We start from the raw sequence: 15,370 nt of genomic DNA, 5'->3' as shown, positions 1-15,370 counted from the left end.
CATTCTATACCTTTTCCAAAGGGGCGTACTTTACGACCACCTGTCGCAATCCTTGAGACGGAAACTGAATTTTTAATTGCATCCCTTCTCCTTCCCCGATAACGGCGACAACTTCCCCTTTTCCCCAAAGACGGTGTTGTACCGTATCGCCGACATGAAAATCCGTCGACACAACATTTTTTTTCGGTAAATGGGTCGTAATCGGTTTCGATAGAATAGATACCCGTTGTGTCCCGGCAACACTGAAATTTTCCCGATTTCCCGTTCCCGTACGGGACAGGCCTGCCGCAGGCTTATGTACGGTCATTAAATGAGGGGGAATTTCCGTCAAAAACCGACTCGGCAAATACGACGTAATACGCCCGTACATGGCGCGTGTAACCGCATTGGTTACATATAACTGCCGTTCCGCCCTGGTAATGCCGACATATGCCAACCGGCGTTCTTCTTCCACCGCCGCCGTCGACATTAATGTCCGCGCATTCGGAAACAGGCCTTCATCCATGCCGACCAAAAAAACCACCGGAAATTCCAGCCCCTTGGCCGCATGTAAGGTCATTAAGGTCACATTGGAATCATTTTCCGAAAAGGAATCCACATCGCTGACCAAAGCCACGTTTTCCAAAAAATCCTGTAAATTGCCGTCTTCGTTCGTTTGCAAATAATCCTTGGCGACGGACAATAATTCTCCCACATTCGCCTTTCTGCTTTCGCCCTGCACCTCATGCGCCGCTTCCTTTTCCAATAAAGCGGCATAGCCCGTATCATGCAATACGGCTTCCAGCAAGGAAAACACATTCAATTGCGTCGCTTTTTCCGCCAAATCGCACATAAGTGCGGTAAAATCGGCAATAGACCGTTTCGCCCGTGCCGTAATGTCGATCTCTTCCGCTTCCGTCAGCGCCATAAAAAACGAAATTTGCCGGTCTTCCGCATACGCGCCGATCTTCTCCAACGTCGTCTTGCCGATATTGCGTTTGGGTACATTGATAATGCGCAACAAACTCACGCTGTCCTGCTGATTTTGCAACAACCGTAAATAAGCCAACACATCTTTTACTTCCTTACGATCATAAAACTTCGTTCCCCCTACCATGGTATACGGCACAGCATGGCGCATTAATTTTTCTTCCAGTACCCGGGATTGCGCATTGGTACGAAATAAAATCGCCATATCCCCATACGGTTCGCCGCCGATTTCATGGCGATTATATATACAACCGGCCACATATTCCGCTTCGTCATGTTCGGTTTGCGCCGCATAATGAATGATTTTTTTCCCTTCTTCGTTTTCCGTCCACAATACTTTTTGCGGCCGTTCTTCATTATTTTCAATGACCGCATTGGCCGCCTGTAAAATCGTTTTTGTCGAACGATAATTCTGCTCCAACTTAATGGTTGCAGCATCCCCGTAATCCCGGGTAAACTCGATAATATTCCGAATATCCGCACCGCGCCAGGCATAAATACTTTGATCCGCATCGCCGACCACACAAATATTCCGCCATTTTTCCGCCAATATCTTGGTCAGTAAATACTGAGCCCGGTTCGTATCCTGATATTCATCCACTAAAATATATTGGAACCGCTGTTGATATTTTTCCCGTATTCCCGCATCTTCTTTTAATAACCGCACAGCGTACGACAATAAATCGTCAAAATCCAACGCATTGCTTTCTTTTAATTTTTGCTCATACAGACGAAAAACTTCCGCCACTTTTTGTTTATAAAAGTCCGCTGCCTGACGGGAATATTCCGACGCCGTATATAGTAAGTTTTTCGCTTCCGAAATCGTCCCCAATATAGTGCGAGGAGGAAAATTTTTTTCATCTAAATTCAGTATTTTGACACATTCTTTGACCACCGTCAATTGATCGGTACTGTCATAAATCGTGAAATTACGCGTATAGCCGAAATGTCCGTCTATTTCAAAACGCAATAATTTGGCGCAAAACGAATGAAACGTACTGAGCCACATGGATTTTGCCGTTTCGCCGACTAACTTTTCCACCCGTTCCCGCATTTCTTTCGCCGCTTTATTCGTAAACGTAATCGCTAAAATACGATACGGCGCTACGCCTTTTTCCAACAAATACGCAATCCGACAAGTTAATACTTTGGTTTTTCCCGAACCGGCGCCGGCGGTAATCAATAAAGGGCCTTCAGTTTGACGCACCGCTTCCGCCTGTCTTTCATTCAGCCCTAAAAACATAGATTCCATTTTCTCCTCCTATACGGTCAAAAAAAGTCTCACCTTATGATGAGACTTTTTTTCTGTACTTTATTTCATCGCATCCAATAAAGGCGGCACAATCTGTTTTTTACGACTCATGACATGAGGTAAAAAGACTTCCTGTTCTACAACATCTTTGGAAAAAGCTTTGGCCACCACCTCTTCCATGGGACCGGCAAAAATAAAGTTCGTCGCTTCTTCTATAATACCGGTAATCATTAAAAAGGAAGCGGAAAAATCCTTCGATGCCCGCAGCCGTTCCAAGGCCGCCAATAATTCGTTCTTTTGTGCCAACAAATCCGACGTATCCATCACCTGTACCTGTGCAACGGTAAACGTATGAACCCCGTCGGAAAATTCTTTCATATCATTGTGTACAATCTGATCGGGCGTCAAATCGGAAACATTCGCACCGGCTTTGAGCATTTCCATCCCGTACGTCTGTATATCCACGCCGGCAATATCGGCCAATTTGGCCGCCGCTTCTTTGTCCTCTTCCGTACAGGTAGGCGAACGGAACAACACCGTATCGGAAATAATCGCCGACAGCAATAATCCGGCAATTTGTTTCGGCACGGCAATTCCCGCCTGTTCATATAACGCCGTAACAATGGTCGCCGTACAACCTACCGGACGGAACAAAATAAATATGGGGCCTTCCGTCATTAAGGTTCCGCCAATACGATGATGGTCCACGACACTGACAATTTCCGCTTCCTCAATACCGTCAATAATTTGTTTCCGTTCATTATGATCCACCAGCATAACTTGCTGCTTATCCGCTTTTTCTACACATCCGGCACAAATCATGCCGATATACCGGTCCCCGTCAACAACAACATAATGGCCTTCTTTCGGCACATCATGCCCGTTATGCGCCGGCGAAAAAACCGTTTCCGGCATATAGACCAAATCTTTAATACGACTCAATTCTTCGCCTGTAACCGTTTTAATAAATTCATCCGCCAAAGCGGCTTTGGCCACCACGCCGACAAACCGCTCCCCGTCGACTACGGGCGCTTCTTCCGGATGGTACGCGGCAAACCATTGTGCGGCATCTTTCAAACTGGCGGATACGGGCAACGGCGGAATATCCCGCCGTACGGCCTTGCCCACTTTCACATACAAATCGGTCACCAAAGGCTGCGGTTCCACCTTAAAATACTGCAAGGCAAACGCGGATTCTTTATTTATTTCTCCGGCACGTACAGGAATCGCATTTACCCCCTGTAATTCCTGTAACTTGGCATACGCAATAGACGTGCAAATGGAATCCGTATCCGGACTTTTATGGCCGGTAACAAAAATCTGTTTGGACAACAAAATCACCTCATTTAAACTTCTAACTGCTATGGTTCCCATTATACCATATACCCTTCCTCTTCGGTAGTATATACGGCAGAATCGTCGTACCGTAAAAAAAGAAGGGGTTCCGAAGAACCCCTTCTTTTTTTATCATAAGTAACTACTATGCGGATAGCTTAGTGATGGCAACCGCCGCCGCAATCACTGCCGCACCCACAACTGCAAGAATTTTTCTTCTTATAAACATTGCGTGCAGCTGCAGCAATAGCAGCAAATACGATAATTCCTACAATAATGTTTGCCATAATAATTACTTCCTTTCACTACTACTCTTATTTTGCACTCTTCTTGGCACCCGCCGCCTGTTCTATAGCTTCTACAACAGCAAGCGGATCATTTTTTTCCGGCGTTGCCGGTTTCTTGAAGAACAACAAATAAATGAAAATGAGCGCTACAATAATAGCCGCTACCGTAGCCGGACCGAACGCACCGGTCGAAACCCACAAACCGAAACGATAAATCATCAAGCAAACGGCATACGCAAATACGCATTGGTATATAACTGCAAACCAGGAGTATTTAGCGGACATCATTTCACGACGCATGGCGCCGACGGCAGCCATGCACGGTACGCACAAGAGGTTAAAGACCATCAGGCTGTATCCGGCCAACGGCGTGTACGTATTGTGAAGCGTCTGCCAAATGGCAACGCTGTCATCGCCGTCAACACCGGCAAAGCCGTACAATATCCCGAAAGTGCCGACCAGGTTTTCCTTCGCCATCAACCCGGTAATGGAAGCAACCGTGGCTTTCCAATCGCCGAAGCCGAGGGGAACGAAGATGTGCCCGATAACCTTACCGATGGAAGCCAAAATCGAATTACTGATGTCGTCCACCATCGCTAAATGCCAATCGAATCCGGACAGGAACCAGACAATAACCGTAGCCAATAAGATAACCGTACCGGCCTTCTTAACAAATGCCAGGGCCCGATCAATCATCGTGCGAACAACATTCAACGGACTCGGAATATGGTACGCCGGCAATTCAATAACAAACGGCGTCGGATCTCCGGCAAACAATTTGGTTTTCTTCAAAATAATACCGGATACGACAATCGAAACCATCCCCAAGAAATATGCCGACGGCGCGACCCAGGTAGAATGCGGGAACAAAGCGCCGGTGATCAGTGCGATGATCGGCAACTTGGCGCCGCACGGCATGAACGTGGCCGACAATACGGTCAACCGCCGGTCATTATCGCTTTCAATCGTACGCGAAGACATAATCCCCGGAATCCCACAGCCCGTCGATACCAGGACCAGAATAAAGGATTTACCGGATAAGCCGAACTTACGGAAAATACGGTCCAAAATGAAGGCAATACGCGCCATATAACCGCAGTCTTCCAAAATAGCCAAACAAATAAACAAGACCAACATCTGCGGCAGGAAGCCGAGCACCGCACCGACACCGGCAATAATACCGTCCATGATCAGCGAATGCAACCATGCCGATAAGCCGATATTGGTCAATGCCGGATCGACAATCCCCGGAATAATATCGCCGAAGAGATGGTCGTTAATCCAGTCCGTACCGGCGGTCCCGATCGTGGAGATAGATAAATAGTACACTAAGAAGATAATGCAGACGAATATAGGCAGCGCCAAAATCCGATTCGTAACAATCTGATCGACACGGTCGGAAACGGTTAAGCCGTTCTTATTTTTCTTAACCAAACACTGTTCGATCAACTTGGCGATGTATTCATAACGGGCATTCGTGATGATCCCTTCGCTGTCATCGTCTTCCTGCGTTTCACAGTCCGTAACGATAGTATCGATTTTGCTTTTCGTAGCCGCATCCAAGTCCAACGCTTTCATGATTTGTTCATCACGTTCAAAGACTTTCGTCGTATACCAACGCATGCCGTCTTTATCCGCTTTATCCGCAATCAAAGCGCCGATTTCATCCAACTTGCCTTCCAATTCCGGCGTATACGTATGATGAGAAACATGCGGTTTCTTTTCCTTGGCCAATTCTACAGCCCGTAATGCGGCCGCTTTAATGCCTTCCCCTTTTAAAGCCGAAATGGGAAATACTTCACAGCCCAGTTCATCTCCGAGCTTTTTCATATCAATCGTATCGCCGTTCCGTTTAACAACGTCCATCATGTTCAACGCCAACAGTACCGGTACGCCCACTTCCACCAACTGCGTAGTCAAATACAAGTTACGTTCCAAGTTGGACGCATCGACGATATTCAAGATAACATCCGGGCGATCGTTAATAATATACGTACGTGCTACAATTTCTTCCGTCGTATACGGCGACAACGAATAAATGCCCGGCAAGTCTTCTACAATAACATCTTTATTGTAGCGCAGACGTGCTTCCTTTTTTTCAACCGTAACGCCCGGCCAGTTCCCTACGTGCTGGACACTCCCCGTCAAGGCGTTAAACAATGTCGTTTTCCCCGTATTAGGGTTACCGGCAAGTGCAACTCTAATTGTCATAATTCCCTACTCTCCTTTATAAAATTTCTACCATTTCCGAATCGCTCTTACGAATACTGAGTTCATAACCGCGTACTGTAAGTTCCAACGGATCCCCCAATGGTGCGGATTTCCGGACAAATATTTTTGCACCTTTCGTAATCCCCATGTCCAAAAGCCGGCGTCTTAACGCGCCGTCACCACGTACTTTCGCAACGGTGACAGTTTCTCCGACAGCCGCATCTCGTAAATTTCTCATGCAAGCCTTCTCTCCTTTCATACTTCGAGGATAATACGATTAGCCATTACTTTATTCATGGCCAGCCGCGAGCCCTTTACTTCGATAATCAAGTTACCCGCAACTTCATTAACAGCTTTTACCGTGGCACCTACAACCAGCCCCAGATCCGCTAAATGGTGTATATCCTTCGGTTTCCCGTGAATGGATTTTACGACACCGCTTTCGCCACGTTGCAACATTGATAATGGCATCTTCGCTTCCCCCCCTCTTCAGTAATATATCGGAAGCACTGCCCCGTTTCTTCCTACTTGTAAAGACGAGCGTGCTACCCCTTTAATAATAATACATGAATTATTCCGTCTTTTGTGTTCTGATATTGACTTCTTATCCTATTATTTTTATTCTAAAATATAAGGTAATCAAAATGAAATTCAACATCAGTGACATATAAAACATTGTATGGTATAATCAAAATCAACAAACCGACCTATAACGAAAAAAAAGAGAGGGGGGGATCCTGATGACACCGGAAGAGTGGCAGGCCATAAAAAAACGAGATACCGCCTATGACGGCAAATTTCTATACGGCGTGACGACTACCAAAGTCATTTGCCGTCCTTCCTGCGCTACCCGACATGCCGTGCCCTCTCATATTGTCATCTTTTATGACCTTCCTTCCGCTCTGCAGGCCGGCTATCGTCCCTGCTGCTGTTGCCGCCCCGACTGCCCCGAATGGAAAGGCGCCAAAAAAGAATTGGCGGAAAAAGCAAAAAAATATATTCACCTGCACTATACGGAAAAATTTTCGCTTCGCGCCATAAGCGCCGCCTTATTCGTAAACTGCAACTACTTAGTCCGCATTTTTCATGAAATAACCAATGATACCCTCTTATCTTACCATCATCGGCTGCGTTGTCAGGAAGCCAAAAGATTACTGCTGCAGGACGAATACTCTATTGCCTATATCAGCACGGCCGTCGGCTATTGTTCCCCATCCCACTTTGCCCGCATCTTCAAAAAATACGTACACCAAACTCCTTCCGCTTATCGCATGCGACAACAACAAAGCAAAAGAAAATGAGTATCTTTTCTTTATCAGCGGCACTTTCACCGCTATATCCTACCTGTCCGTACCGGACAGGTTCTTTTTTATTTGTATTTTATTGCCATTTATTCTTTTTTTTATACCTTTATTCCCTTTGTTGTTTTGTTGCATATTTATTCTTCTTTTTGTTCTCATCAGATTATTTTCATTACTTATTTTTTCTATCATTTCTTTTTCTTACCTTTATTATACTATGAGATTAATTGTGTTTTCTTGTTTTTTTATTAGTATCCGCCCATCTAAGCCGTTACCGATATAATACACGAATTGTCAAAAAACAAAGTTCTATTTTTCTTTATACGTTTTTTTCAACATATAGCGAAAACCATGCCTTTTTTATATACTTTTATAAAAATTTACTTTTTTTCAATTTTCCGCGACTCTTAAAATAGACTCGCATAGATACTCCCGTCGAAAAAAAGACAACAAAAAATGCCTATTTTATAAAAATAGGCATTTTTACCATATTTACCGATTTTCCAACGGATCCGGTCCGTACCGATTCATACCGCATGTACCGCGAACAAACACTAAATAAAATCCTAAAATAATATTTAACAGCGGTATAAACGTCAGGAAATAAAGCCATCCGGAACGATTCAAATCATGAAATCGGCGAATAGTCAAACACGCACAGGCGACCACACACAGAATCAACACCGGAAACGCCACAATCAAGTTCACGGGAAACCAAATCGCATCCAACATGGCGGAAGCCGCCGTTCCCACCATCCCGGCCGCTAAACAACCGAAAATATACGGTTTGCGATTCAACCGATCGTGATACGAAAACAAAAAGCGACGCCAATCGCCTTCCTTCGCAGTATCCCGAAACGCTTGTTGTTCCTCATAAGGCTCCTGTTGTAACATAGCCTGACAAAATGACTGCATCCGTATTCTTCCTTTCTAATATGCGGCGGGTGCCAACCCGAATTTATTTTCTTCCGTTGCGCCTTTCGCCATGACCAGGTAAACCGCAAGGGCAATGTTGATTCCCGGAATGACCCCGGCAATCATACCCCAACCGGTTTTATTCAAATCATGAAACCGACGAATCCCCAGCATCAAGCTGGACACCCAGGCCGCCATCGCCAACGCATAGCCCAAAGCGGTTAAAAGCGTACCGTCCTGAAAAACCTGTGTAAACAACACGCCGGCAATTCCCGTAGCCAATACTCGCCAAAAATACTGCTTTCTATTTAACCGTCCGCGATAGGAAAAAAATCGTTGTAAAAAAGCTTCTTCTTTATATACAATGCGAGTGAACTCTTTTTTTCCTGCCGCTTCCATGGTTTCCATCGTTTCCATCTGCTATCTCTCCTTACCTCTTCCCCCATTAGCTGCTGCCGCCATTCCTACACCGAACACACCTACCGTTTTTTAGGTGCCGTATGTATATAAAATTATTTTATGAATGTGTAACAGCTTTATTTATATTATAGCAGTTGTTTGTGAAATGTAAAACATAGTAGGCACTATTTTTTTGATTTGCATTATCATAATTATCGGCTATTTCCCGTATTTCTCCATTCCTTCCTGTTATTATGCGATTATCATTTATCATATCATTTTGTACTATGCAAATTTGGCAAATGCACGGTATTACATATGTTTTCCGGTTATATGTAGAAAACCGCTAAAAACCGGCGACAAAGAACGGCAACCATAGCAACTAAGCCTCGCTCCCGTTCCTCACCGCCGTTCCCCCCGTATCCGCACCCGTAAAGTAACCCGCATACGCGTATCGCCGCTTCCTATCCTATGCCGCCGACCGGTGATCCCGTGCTTTTTCCGAAACCGCGTCCCGTCGCGCCGCACGCCGCGAACCGCCTGCCGCCTGCACGCCGCTCCCATTTCAGCGTGCGTTTTTATATTTTTTCACAAACCGCGCCATACGCCCTATTGCTTCGACAATCGTTTCATACGAAGCGGCATAAGAAATTCGCACATGTCCGGCACCGGCCGCACCGAACGCGGATCCCGGCACGACCGCCACTTTTTCTTCCGTCAGCAACCGTTCACAAAACTCCGTATCCGTCATCCCCGTAATGCGTATATCCGGAAACATATAAAAGGCCCCTTGCGGTTTCGTCACGGCCAACCCCATGGCCTGCAACCCATCGTACAACACGCACCGCCGCCGATCATACTCCCGGCGCATGGTTTCCGCCGCTTTTTCCCCCTCCTGTAAAGCCGCCAAACCGCCATACTGCGCTTGCGTATTGACACACATGACCGCGTACTGATGCAACTTTGCCAAAGGTGCCAACCCCGCTGCCGGTGCACATAAAAACCCCAGTCGCATGCCCGTCATCGCCCACGCTTTGGAAAACCCGTTGCAAACAATCGTCCGTTCCCGCATTCCCGCCAACGCCGCAAAGGACGTAAACGGCACCTGCTCATACATAAGCCGACAATAAATTTCATCCGTCACCACCAATACATCATGTTTCCGGACAAATTCCGCAATCGGTGCCATTTCTTCTCGGGACAACACGGCACCGGTAGGATTATTCGGATAGCCCATGAGCAACATTTTAGTGCGCGCCGTCACCGCCTTTTCCAAATCCGCCGCCTGCAATTTAAACCCCTGCGCCGCTCGGGTCGGCACGGGCACGGGACAGGCGCCGGCCATTTCCGCCACCGCCGGATACGACACAAAGGCAGGTTCGGGAATCAGGACTTCGTCCCCTGCCTGCAAATACGCCATAGCCGCCAACATCAACCCTTCCGACACGCCGGCGGTCACTAAAATTTCCCGGTCCGGATCATACGTCAACTGATGCTGTCTTTGCATATAGGCGCCGATTTCCCGCCGCAACGCCGACATCCCCGCATTGGCCGTGTACCCCGTCTTGCCGTCTGTCAAACTTTTTTGCATGGCGGTCAACACTTCCGGCGGTGCCGTAAAATCAGGCTCGCCGATACTTAAAGACAACACCCCTTCCAGTTGTGCCGCCAAATCAAAAAACTTCCGAATGCCCGAAGGTTTCATAGCCGCCACCTTCGGAGTAACCTTTTGTTGCCAATCCATAGCATCACCGCCTACCTGTATTTACTATTTATATTATAGCATGATTGTTTGACATTTTCCCATTGCATTACAAGAATACAGTTTCTTTTCATCGCTGCTCGGACCGTCGCCGCCACGACAAGCGCCCGTATGCTTTCCGCAAAAAAAGCACAGATTATTCTTTCGCAAGAAAAGCCGTGCTTTTTATTTATATATTAAAAATCATCGTCAGCATTATATATAAAATGTATATATTTTACAGGGGTAACATTAATTCAGCATACTTCATTCCACTAAATATTCCACCCGCCGTACGACCTGCCCGCCGCGCACATACACGCGCGGCACACGCCGATTAATATTACAAAGGATTTCATGATCAATCGTGCCGATTGCGGCCGCCAACTCTTCCAACGGCAAAGACCCTTCGCCCTGCGTACCGAACAATACCGCCTCATCGCCGATCTGCACATTCGGCACGTCCGTTACATCAATCATACATTGATCCATACAAATATTCCCCACTTGCGGAACACGCCGCCCGTGCACCAAAACCTCCGTACGATTGGACAACAGACGCGGATAGCCGTCGGCATAGCCGACGGGAATCGTGGCGATGCAAGTTTCCTTCGTCGCCTGAAAATGACGGCCATAACTGATATACTGCCCTTTATGTACCCATTTCACATGCGTAATACAACACCGCAACGACATCACCGGTTGCGGCGTAAACGACGTACATGCCACCGTACCCGAAGGATGATAGCCGTATTGAAGAATCCCGGGACGAACCATATTTTGATGAAACGCGGTTTGTGACAACAAACCCGAACTACTGCAGCAATGCGTATATACCGGACGAATGCCGACCTCCGCCAAAGCGGTTAAAAACTTCGTAAAACACTGATACTGCGCCTGCGTATACGCCCGATCCGCCGGCGTATTGCTGTCGGAAACGGCAAAATGAGTAAATACCCCTTCCAATTGCAGCCCCGGAAGCGCCGCTATCGCTTGAATTTCACGAATACCGTTCGCATTCGGTTCATAGCCGATACGCCCCATCCCCGTATCGACGGCAATATGAATATTCACCGTGCGATGCTGGGCCTGCGCGGCACGAGAAAACCGCAGCGCATCTTCATACCGAAACACGGTCGGTTCTACTCCGTATGCCGTCAATTCTTCCGCCCGATGTCCGTCCGTATGTCCCAAAATAAGAATCCGTCCGGTAATGCCGCCTTGCCGCAACTCGACAGCTTCCCCCAGACAGGCGACCGCCACTTGATCCGCACCGTGCCCTAAAAACACCTTGGCCAGTTCAATCGCGCCGTGCCCGTACGCATTGGCCTTGACAACGGACGTCACACACACCTGCGGACCGACTAACCGACGAATGCCCCGGATATTGGCAATGGCCGCATCCAAATCGATTTGTGCCCACACCGGACGTTTCGTAAAATTTTGAATCAATGTATTCGTATCCAATGTTTCTCGTTCCTCTCCTTATCCGCTTGCCGAAATCGCCTATTACAGGAATTTATTATACCACATATTTTCTCGCATAACGCAATATTTCCGTATATTTTTTTCATTACTTTGCAAATACTGTCACCTTTTTTTCGGATGTATGCCGCGTTTCGCCGTTACCCGAACCTTACGCCGCCGCCGCATGGCGAATTCTGTTTCCCTATACGCCGCCCGTCCCGCAGTTTTCGGAATACTTGCGGCAAAAAAAACGTCTCCCCGGCCGCGACTGAGGAGACGTTCCGCCATGCTGTATCAGTTTTTAACTTTTCGAATATCTCCGAACGGACGAATCAACGCATACACACGCGCCAATAAATGCAAGCGATTTTCCCGGATAGCGGGATTTTCATCGAGAACCCGCACCGTATCCAAAAACGTACGGATTGCGTCCATGCCCGTCCGCAAAATCCGCAAAGCCGCCTCAAAATCATACGCCGCATACACCTTCGGCAAAGCCGCTTCCATTTGCCGGCAAACGGCCCATAAGTCGCGTTCCGCCGCCGCTGTAAAGAGCGCTTCCGTCACTTGCGTAGGCGTATCTTCCCGGACCATATTACCTACACGGGTATAGGCCTGCAAAAGATCTTCCTGCTTCAGACGCCGCGCCGTTTCCAAAGCCTCTACGCGCCGTTGCCCCTGCATGGCGTTTAACGGATGCCCGGCCATGGCGCCTTCAATTAACGAGGCTTCATGTCCCCGGTCTTGGAAAATATTTTTTAACCGCAACGCAATAAACGCTTCCAATTGCTTGCGCACGTCGCCGGCCGCTTCGTCCGCCGCTGCATACCCGGCCGCTGCAGCATCCAACAGCGTGTCCATATCCGCATCCCATTGCCGCTGTAAAAGAATATGCAACACGCCGATGGTTTGCCGACGCAGGGCATACGGGTCCTGTGAACCGGTCGGAAGTTTTCCCAACCGGAACATTCCGACCAGCGTATCGATCTTGTCGGCCACACTTAACACACTGCCCATCACCGTCTGCGGCAAGTCGTCCCCCGCATACCGCGGCAAATACTGTTCCTGCAGAGCCGCGGCCACGGCCTCGCTTTCCCCGTCCAACTTGGCATATTCCTTGCCCATAACGCCTTGCAATTCCGTAAATTCCATGACCATTTGCGTCGATAAATCCGCCTTCGCCAACAGGCAGGCGCGTTCCAGCTGCGCATCTTCCAGCCCCAACTGCAACGAATGATTCAAATACACGGTCAACTTTTGCAGCCGCAATGCCTTATCATACAAGGTACCCAAGCCGTTTTGAAAAACAATATGGCGCAACGATTCCACATGCGCCCACAACGACTGCTTCCGATCTTCCGTAAAGAAAAACTTGGCATCGTCCAATCTTGCCCGCAACACCCGTTCATTTCCGTGCCGCACCGTATCCAAATAGCGCGCATCGCCGTTCCGCACGGTAAGGAAACGATTCATGAGCCGTCCCGTTGCGGCCGAATACATGGGAAAATACCGTTGATGATCCTTCATGGGCGTAATAATAACCGCCTCGGGCAACTGTAAATACGCTTCATCAAAAGAGCCGCAGAGCACGGTCGGATATTCCACCAAATACACGACTTCTTCCAACAGCACGGGATCCACCGTCTGTTTGGCACCGGCCGCCGCCAGCTCCCGACATAATTCGTGTTGAATATACGTTTCCCGCTCTTTCGGGTCCACCATAAGAAAATGGTCCCGCGCCGTCGCTTCATAAGCCTGTGCCGACGGAATATCGAAATCGCCGTCACCCAAAAAACGATGCCCGCGGCTGCGCCGTCCGGTCGTCACGCCGGCCAACGTAAAGGGAATCACCTCTTCCCCGAAAAGCGCTACCAGCCACCGAATAGGACGAATAAAGCGAAACGTTTCCCGGCCCCACCGCATGCTGTTGGGAAACGACAAGTGCTGAATCAATGCCGGCAACAACGATGGTAACAGCGTCTTGGTCGCCTCGCCCGTATGCGTCACTTCGGCAAACACATAGCCATCTTGCACGCGAAGTGCCGTCACGTCCAGACCCAGACCGCGCGCAAAGCCGAGCGCGGCTTTCGTCGGCGTACCGTCCGCCGCGTACGCAATCCGGGCGGACGGCCCCTTATGTACGGTAGTTACGGCGTCCTGCATTTCCGCCGCCGCCGTGACCAGCAAAGCCAAGCGCCGCGGCGTCCCTACCGTACGCACGGCGTCGAAGGGAATATGCGCCTCCTGCAAGGCCGTCGCGGCCGCTTCCCGCAACTGCCGTAAAATCCCCGGCATCGCATGCGCCGGCACTTCTTCCGTCCCTATTTCCAAGAGAATATCCTTACTCATTTCGCTGCCTCCTTTTTCAACAAGGGAAATCCCAGCGCTTCCCGCTGTGCCAAATAGGTTTTGGCACACATGCCGGCCATCTTCCGTACGCGCCCGATGAACGCGGCGCGTTCACTGACACTGATGGCGCCGCGCGCATCCAACAAATTAAACGTATGCGAGCATTTCAACACATAATCATACGCCGGAATGACCAATCCTTTGGCGGCAATGCGTTGCGCTTCCTTTTCATAGCGATCGAACAGTTCGAACAACATGTCCGCATCGCTCAACTCAAACGCATACGTCGATTGTTCCACTTCATTTTGGTGAAAAATATCGCCGTACGTAAACGTTTCATTCCATTGCAAATCGTACACATTTTCCACGCCTTGAATGTACATCGCCAACCGTTCCATGCCGTACGTAATTTCCGAGGCTACCGGATTGACATCAATCCCGCCGACTTGCTGAAAATACGTAAACTGCGTAATTTCCATGCCGTCCAGCCAGACTTCCCAGCCTAATCCCCATGCGCCCAGCGTCGGCGATTCCCAGTTGTCTTCCACAAACCGAATGTCATGTTCCGCCGCCCGAATCCCCAAGGCGGCCAAACTTTGTAAATACAATTCTTGAATCGTATCCGGCGACGGCTTGCAAATCACCTGAAATTGATGGTGTTGATACAGGCGATTCGGATTGTCACCATAGCGTCCGTCCGCCGGCCGACGCGACGGTTCGACATAGGCCACCTTCCACGGTTCCGGTCCGACGGTCCGCAAAAACGTGGCCGGATTCATAGTGCCGGCTCCCTTTTCCACATCATACGCTTCGTACATAATGCAGCCTTGGGAAGACCAAAACGTCTTCAATGCAAACATCATTTCTTGAAAATTCATGTGCGTTCCCTCCTACAAAAAAATCCCTGTAACACGAATACACGTGTTACAGGGACGAGTTTTCACCCGCGGTTCCACCCTCTTTGGTCTGCGACCCGCTTCATTTCCGAGCCATACACATTCACCGAACTTCCGGCTCCGGCCTTCAGAGCGCCTTCAACATCGCCAACAGGCTCCCACCGTCCCTGTTTCGCTGCTTTGATGTCTACTCCTCTCCTGCATTGCCATATAATTTTTTTTATCATACCACACTCGGCGTTTCGTGT

The 15,370-nt window shown here is 48.6% G+C and carries 15 protein-coding genes; 1 reads left to right on the top strand and 14 read right to left on the bottom strand.

Annotated features, from left to right (window positions below; all coding sequences use genetic code 11):
• Positions 1-4 precede the first annotated feature (4 nt).
• The 6 genes from pcrA to HMPREF1039_RS00430 all read right to left on the bottom strand — a co-directional run bounded on the left by pcrA (position 5) and on the right by HMPREF1039_RS00430 (position 6,525).
• A complete protein-coding gene (pcrA, locus tag HMPREF1039_RS00450; protein ID WP_007390390.1) occupies positions 5-2,221 on the bottom strand; it encodes a DNA helicase PcrA in 2,217 nt (738 codons plus the stop codon).
• A 60-nt stretch (positions 2,222-2,281) separates the two neighbouring features.
• Complete coding sequence (locus HMPREF1039_RS00445) at positions 2,282-3,595, bottom strand: manganese-dependent inorganic pyrophosphatase (protein WP_235720011.1); 1,314 nt, start codon at positions 3,593-3,595, stop codon at positions 2,282-2,284.
• A 119-nt stretch (positions 3,596-3,714) separates the two neighbouring features.
• Positions 3,715-3,843, bottom strand: coding sequence for a FeoB-associated Cys-rich membrane protein (locus HMPREF1039_RS07710; RefSeq protein WP_007390342.1), 129 nt, complete (start codon positions 3,841-3,843; stop codon positions 3,715-3,717).
• 27 nt (positions 3,844-3,870) lie between these two features.
• A complete protein-coding gene (gene feoB / locus HMPREF1039_RS00440) occupies positions 3,871-6,054 on the bottom strand; it encodes a ferrous iron transport protein B (protein ID WP_007390351.1) in 2,184 nt (727 codons plus the stop codon).
• Positions 6,055-6,070: 16 nt separating this feature from the next.
• Positions 6,071-6,292 (bottom strand): FeoA family protein, encoded by a 222-nt coding sequence (locus HMPREF1039_RS00435; RefSeq protein WP_007390386.1) that lies wholly within the window; start codon positions 6,290-6,292, stop codon positions 6,071-6,073.
• Positions 6,293-6,309: 17 nt separating this feature from the next.
• The gene (locus HMPREF1039_RS00430; RefSeq protein WP_232217162.1) at positions 6,310-6,525 is read right to left on the bottom strand and encodes a FeoA family protein; all 216 of its coding nucleotides are present in this window, start codon (positions 6,523-6,525) and stop codon (positions 6,310-6,312) included.
• Positions 6,526-6,794: 269 nt separating this feature from the next.
• On the opposite strand from HMPREF1039_RS00430, the gene HMPREF1039_RS00425 reads away from it, so the two are divergent.
• A complete protein-coding gene (locus HMPREF1039_RS00425) occupies positions 6,795-7,355 on the top strand; it encodes an Ada metal-binding domain-containing protein (RefSeq protein ID WP_007390376.1) in 561 nt (186 codons plus the stop codon).
• Between the two features lie 492 nt (positions 7,356-7,847).
• Here HMPREF1039_RS00425 and HMPREF1039_RS00415 read toward each other — a convergent pair whose 3' ends face one another.
• The 8 genes from HMPREF1039_RS00415 to glyQ all read right to left on the bottom strand — a co-directional run bounded on the left by HMPREF1039_RS00415 (position 7,848) and on the right by glyQ (position 15,104).
• Positions 7,848-8,270, bottom strand: a complete 423-nt coding sequence (locus HMPREF1039_RS00415; protein ID WP_007390364.1) for a DUF805 domain-containing protein — start codon at positions 8,268-8,270, stop codon at positions 7,848-7,850.
• 15 nt (positions 8,271-8,285) lie between these two features.
• Positions 8,286-8,687, bottom strand: a complete 402-nt coding sequence (locus HMPREF1039_RS00410; protein ID WP_007390362.1) for a DUF805 domain-containing protein — start codon at positions 8,685-8,687, stop codon at positions 8,286-8,288.
• 384 nt (positions 8,688-9,071) lie between these two features.
• Positions 9,072-9,233 carry a hypothetical protein gene (locus HMPREF1039_RS08070; protein WP_007390378.1) on the bottom strand — a complete coding sequence of 54 codons (162 nt, stop codon included), beginning with the start codon at positions 9,231-9,233 and terminating at the stop codon, positions 9,072-9,074.
• Between the two features lies 1 nt (position 9,234).
• A complete protein-coding gene (locus HMPREF1039_RS00405; protein WP_007390415.1) occupies positions 9,235-10,413 on the bottom strand; it encodes a pyridoxal phosphate-dependent aminotransferase in 1,179 nt (392 codons plus the stop codon).
• 264 nt (positions 10,414-10,677) lie between these two features.
• Positions 10,678-11,877: an alanine racemase gene (gene alr / locus HMPREF1039_RS00400; RefSeq protein ID WP_007390361.1), complete on the bottom strand. Its 1,200-nt coding sequence runs from the start codon at positions 11,875-11,877 to the stop codon at positions 10,678-10,680.
• Positions 11,878-12,000: 123 nt separating this feature from the next.
• Positions 12,001-12,165 carry a hypothetical protein gene (locus HMPREF1039_RS08065; protein WP_176603325.1) on the bottom strand — a complete coding sequence of 55 codons (165 nt, stop codon included), beginning with the start codon at positions 12,163-12,165 and terminating at the stop codon, positions 12,001-12,003.
• 6 nt (positions 12,166-12,171) lie between these two features.
• A complete protein-coding gene (gene glyS / locus HMPREF1039_RS00395; RefSeq protein ID WP_007390403.1) occupies positions 12,172-14,226 on the bottom strand; it encodes a glycine--tRNA ligase subunit beta in 2,055 nt (684 codons plus the stop codon).
• Complete coding sequence (gene glyQ, locus HMPREF1039_RS00390) at positions 14,223-15,104, bottom strand: glycine--tRNA ligase subunit alpha (RefSeq protein ID WP_007390336.1); 882 nt, start codon at positions 15,102-15,104, stop codon at positions 14,223-14,225. The genes glyS and glyQ overlap by 4 nt, the downstream gene beginning before the upstream one ends.
• Positions 15,105-15,370: the final 266 nt, after the last annotated feature.

This window comes from Megasphaera lornae (assembly GCF_000214495.1).
Classification (GTDB): Bacteria; Bacillota; Negativicutes; order Veillonellales; family Megasphaeraceae; genus Megasphaera; species Megasphaera lornae.
Note: the sequence above shows the minus strand (reverse complement) of the source record. Positions and strands in the feature narration are given on the sequence as shown.

Coding starts and splice junctions, on each gene's coding strand:
- pcrA (WP_007390390.1), bottom strand. CDS start 2,221: ATGGAATCTATGTTTTTAGGGCTGAATGAAAGACAGGCGGAAGCGGTG.
- HMPREF1039_RS00445 (WP_235720011.1), bottom strand. CDS start 3,595: ATGGGAACCATAGCAGTTAGAAGTTTAAATGAGGTGATTTTGTTGTCC.
- HMPREF1039_RS07710 (WP_007390342.1), bottom strand. CDS start 3,843: ATGGCAAACATTATTGTAGGAATTATCGTATTTGCTGCTATTGCTGCA.
- feoB (WP_007390351.1), bottom strand. CDS start 6,054: ATGACAATTAGAGTTGCACTTGCCGGTAACCCTAATACGGGGAAAACG.
- HMPREF1039_RS00435 (WP_007390386.1), bottom strand. CDS start 6,292: ATGAGAAATTTACGAGATGCGGCTGTCGGAGAAACTGTCACCGTTGCG.
- HMPREF1039_RS00430 (WP_232217162.1), bottom strand. CDS start 6,525: ATGCCATTATCAATGTTGCAACGTGGCGAAAGCGGTGTCGTAAAATCC.
- HMPREF1039_RS00425 (WP_007390376.1), top strand. CDS start 6,795: ATGACACCGGAAGAGTGGCAGGCCATAAAAAAACGAGATACCGCCTAT.
- HMPREF1039_RS00415 (WP_007390364.1), bottom strand. CDS start 8,270: ATGCAGTCATTTTGTCAGGCTATGTTACAACAGGAGCCTTATGAGGAA.
- HMPREF1039_RS00410 (WP_007390362.1), bottom strand. CDS start 8,687: ATGGAAACGATGGAAACCATGGAAGCGGCAGGAAAAAAAGAGTTCACT.
- HMPREF1039_RS08070 (WP_007390378.1), bottom strand. CDS start 9,233: ATGGGAGCGGCGTGCAGGCGGCAGGCGGTTCGCGGCGTGCGGCGCGAC.
- HMPREF1039_RS00405 (WP_007390415.1), bottom strand. CDS start 10,413: ATGGATTGGCAACAAAAGGTTACTCCGAAGGTGGCGGCTATGAAACCT.
- HMPREF1039_RS08065 (WP_176603325.1), bottom strand. CDS start 12,165: ATGGCGGAACGTCTCCTCAGTCGCGGCCGGGGAGACGTTTTTTTTGCC.
- glyS (WP_007390403.1), bottom strand. CDS start 14,226: ATGAGTAAGGATATTCTCTTGGAAATAGGGACGGAAGAAGTGCCGGCG.
- glyQ (WP_007390336.1), bottom strand. CDS start 15,104: ATGAATTTTCAAGAAATGATGTTTGCATTGAAGACGTTTTGGTCTTCC.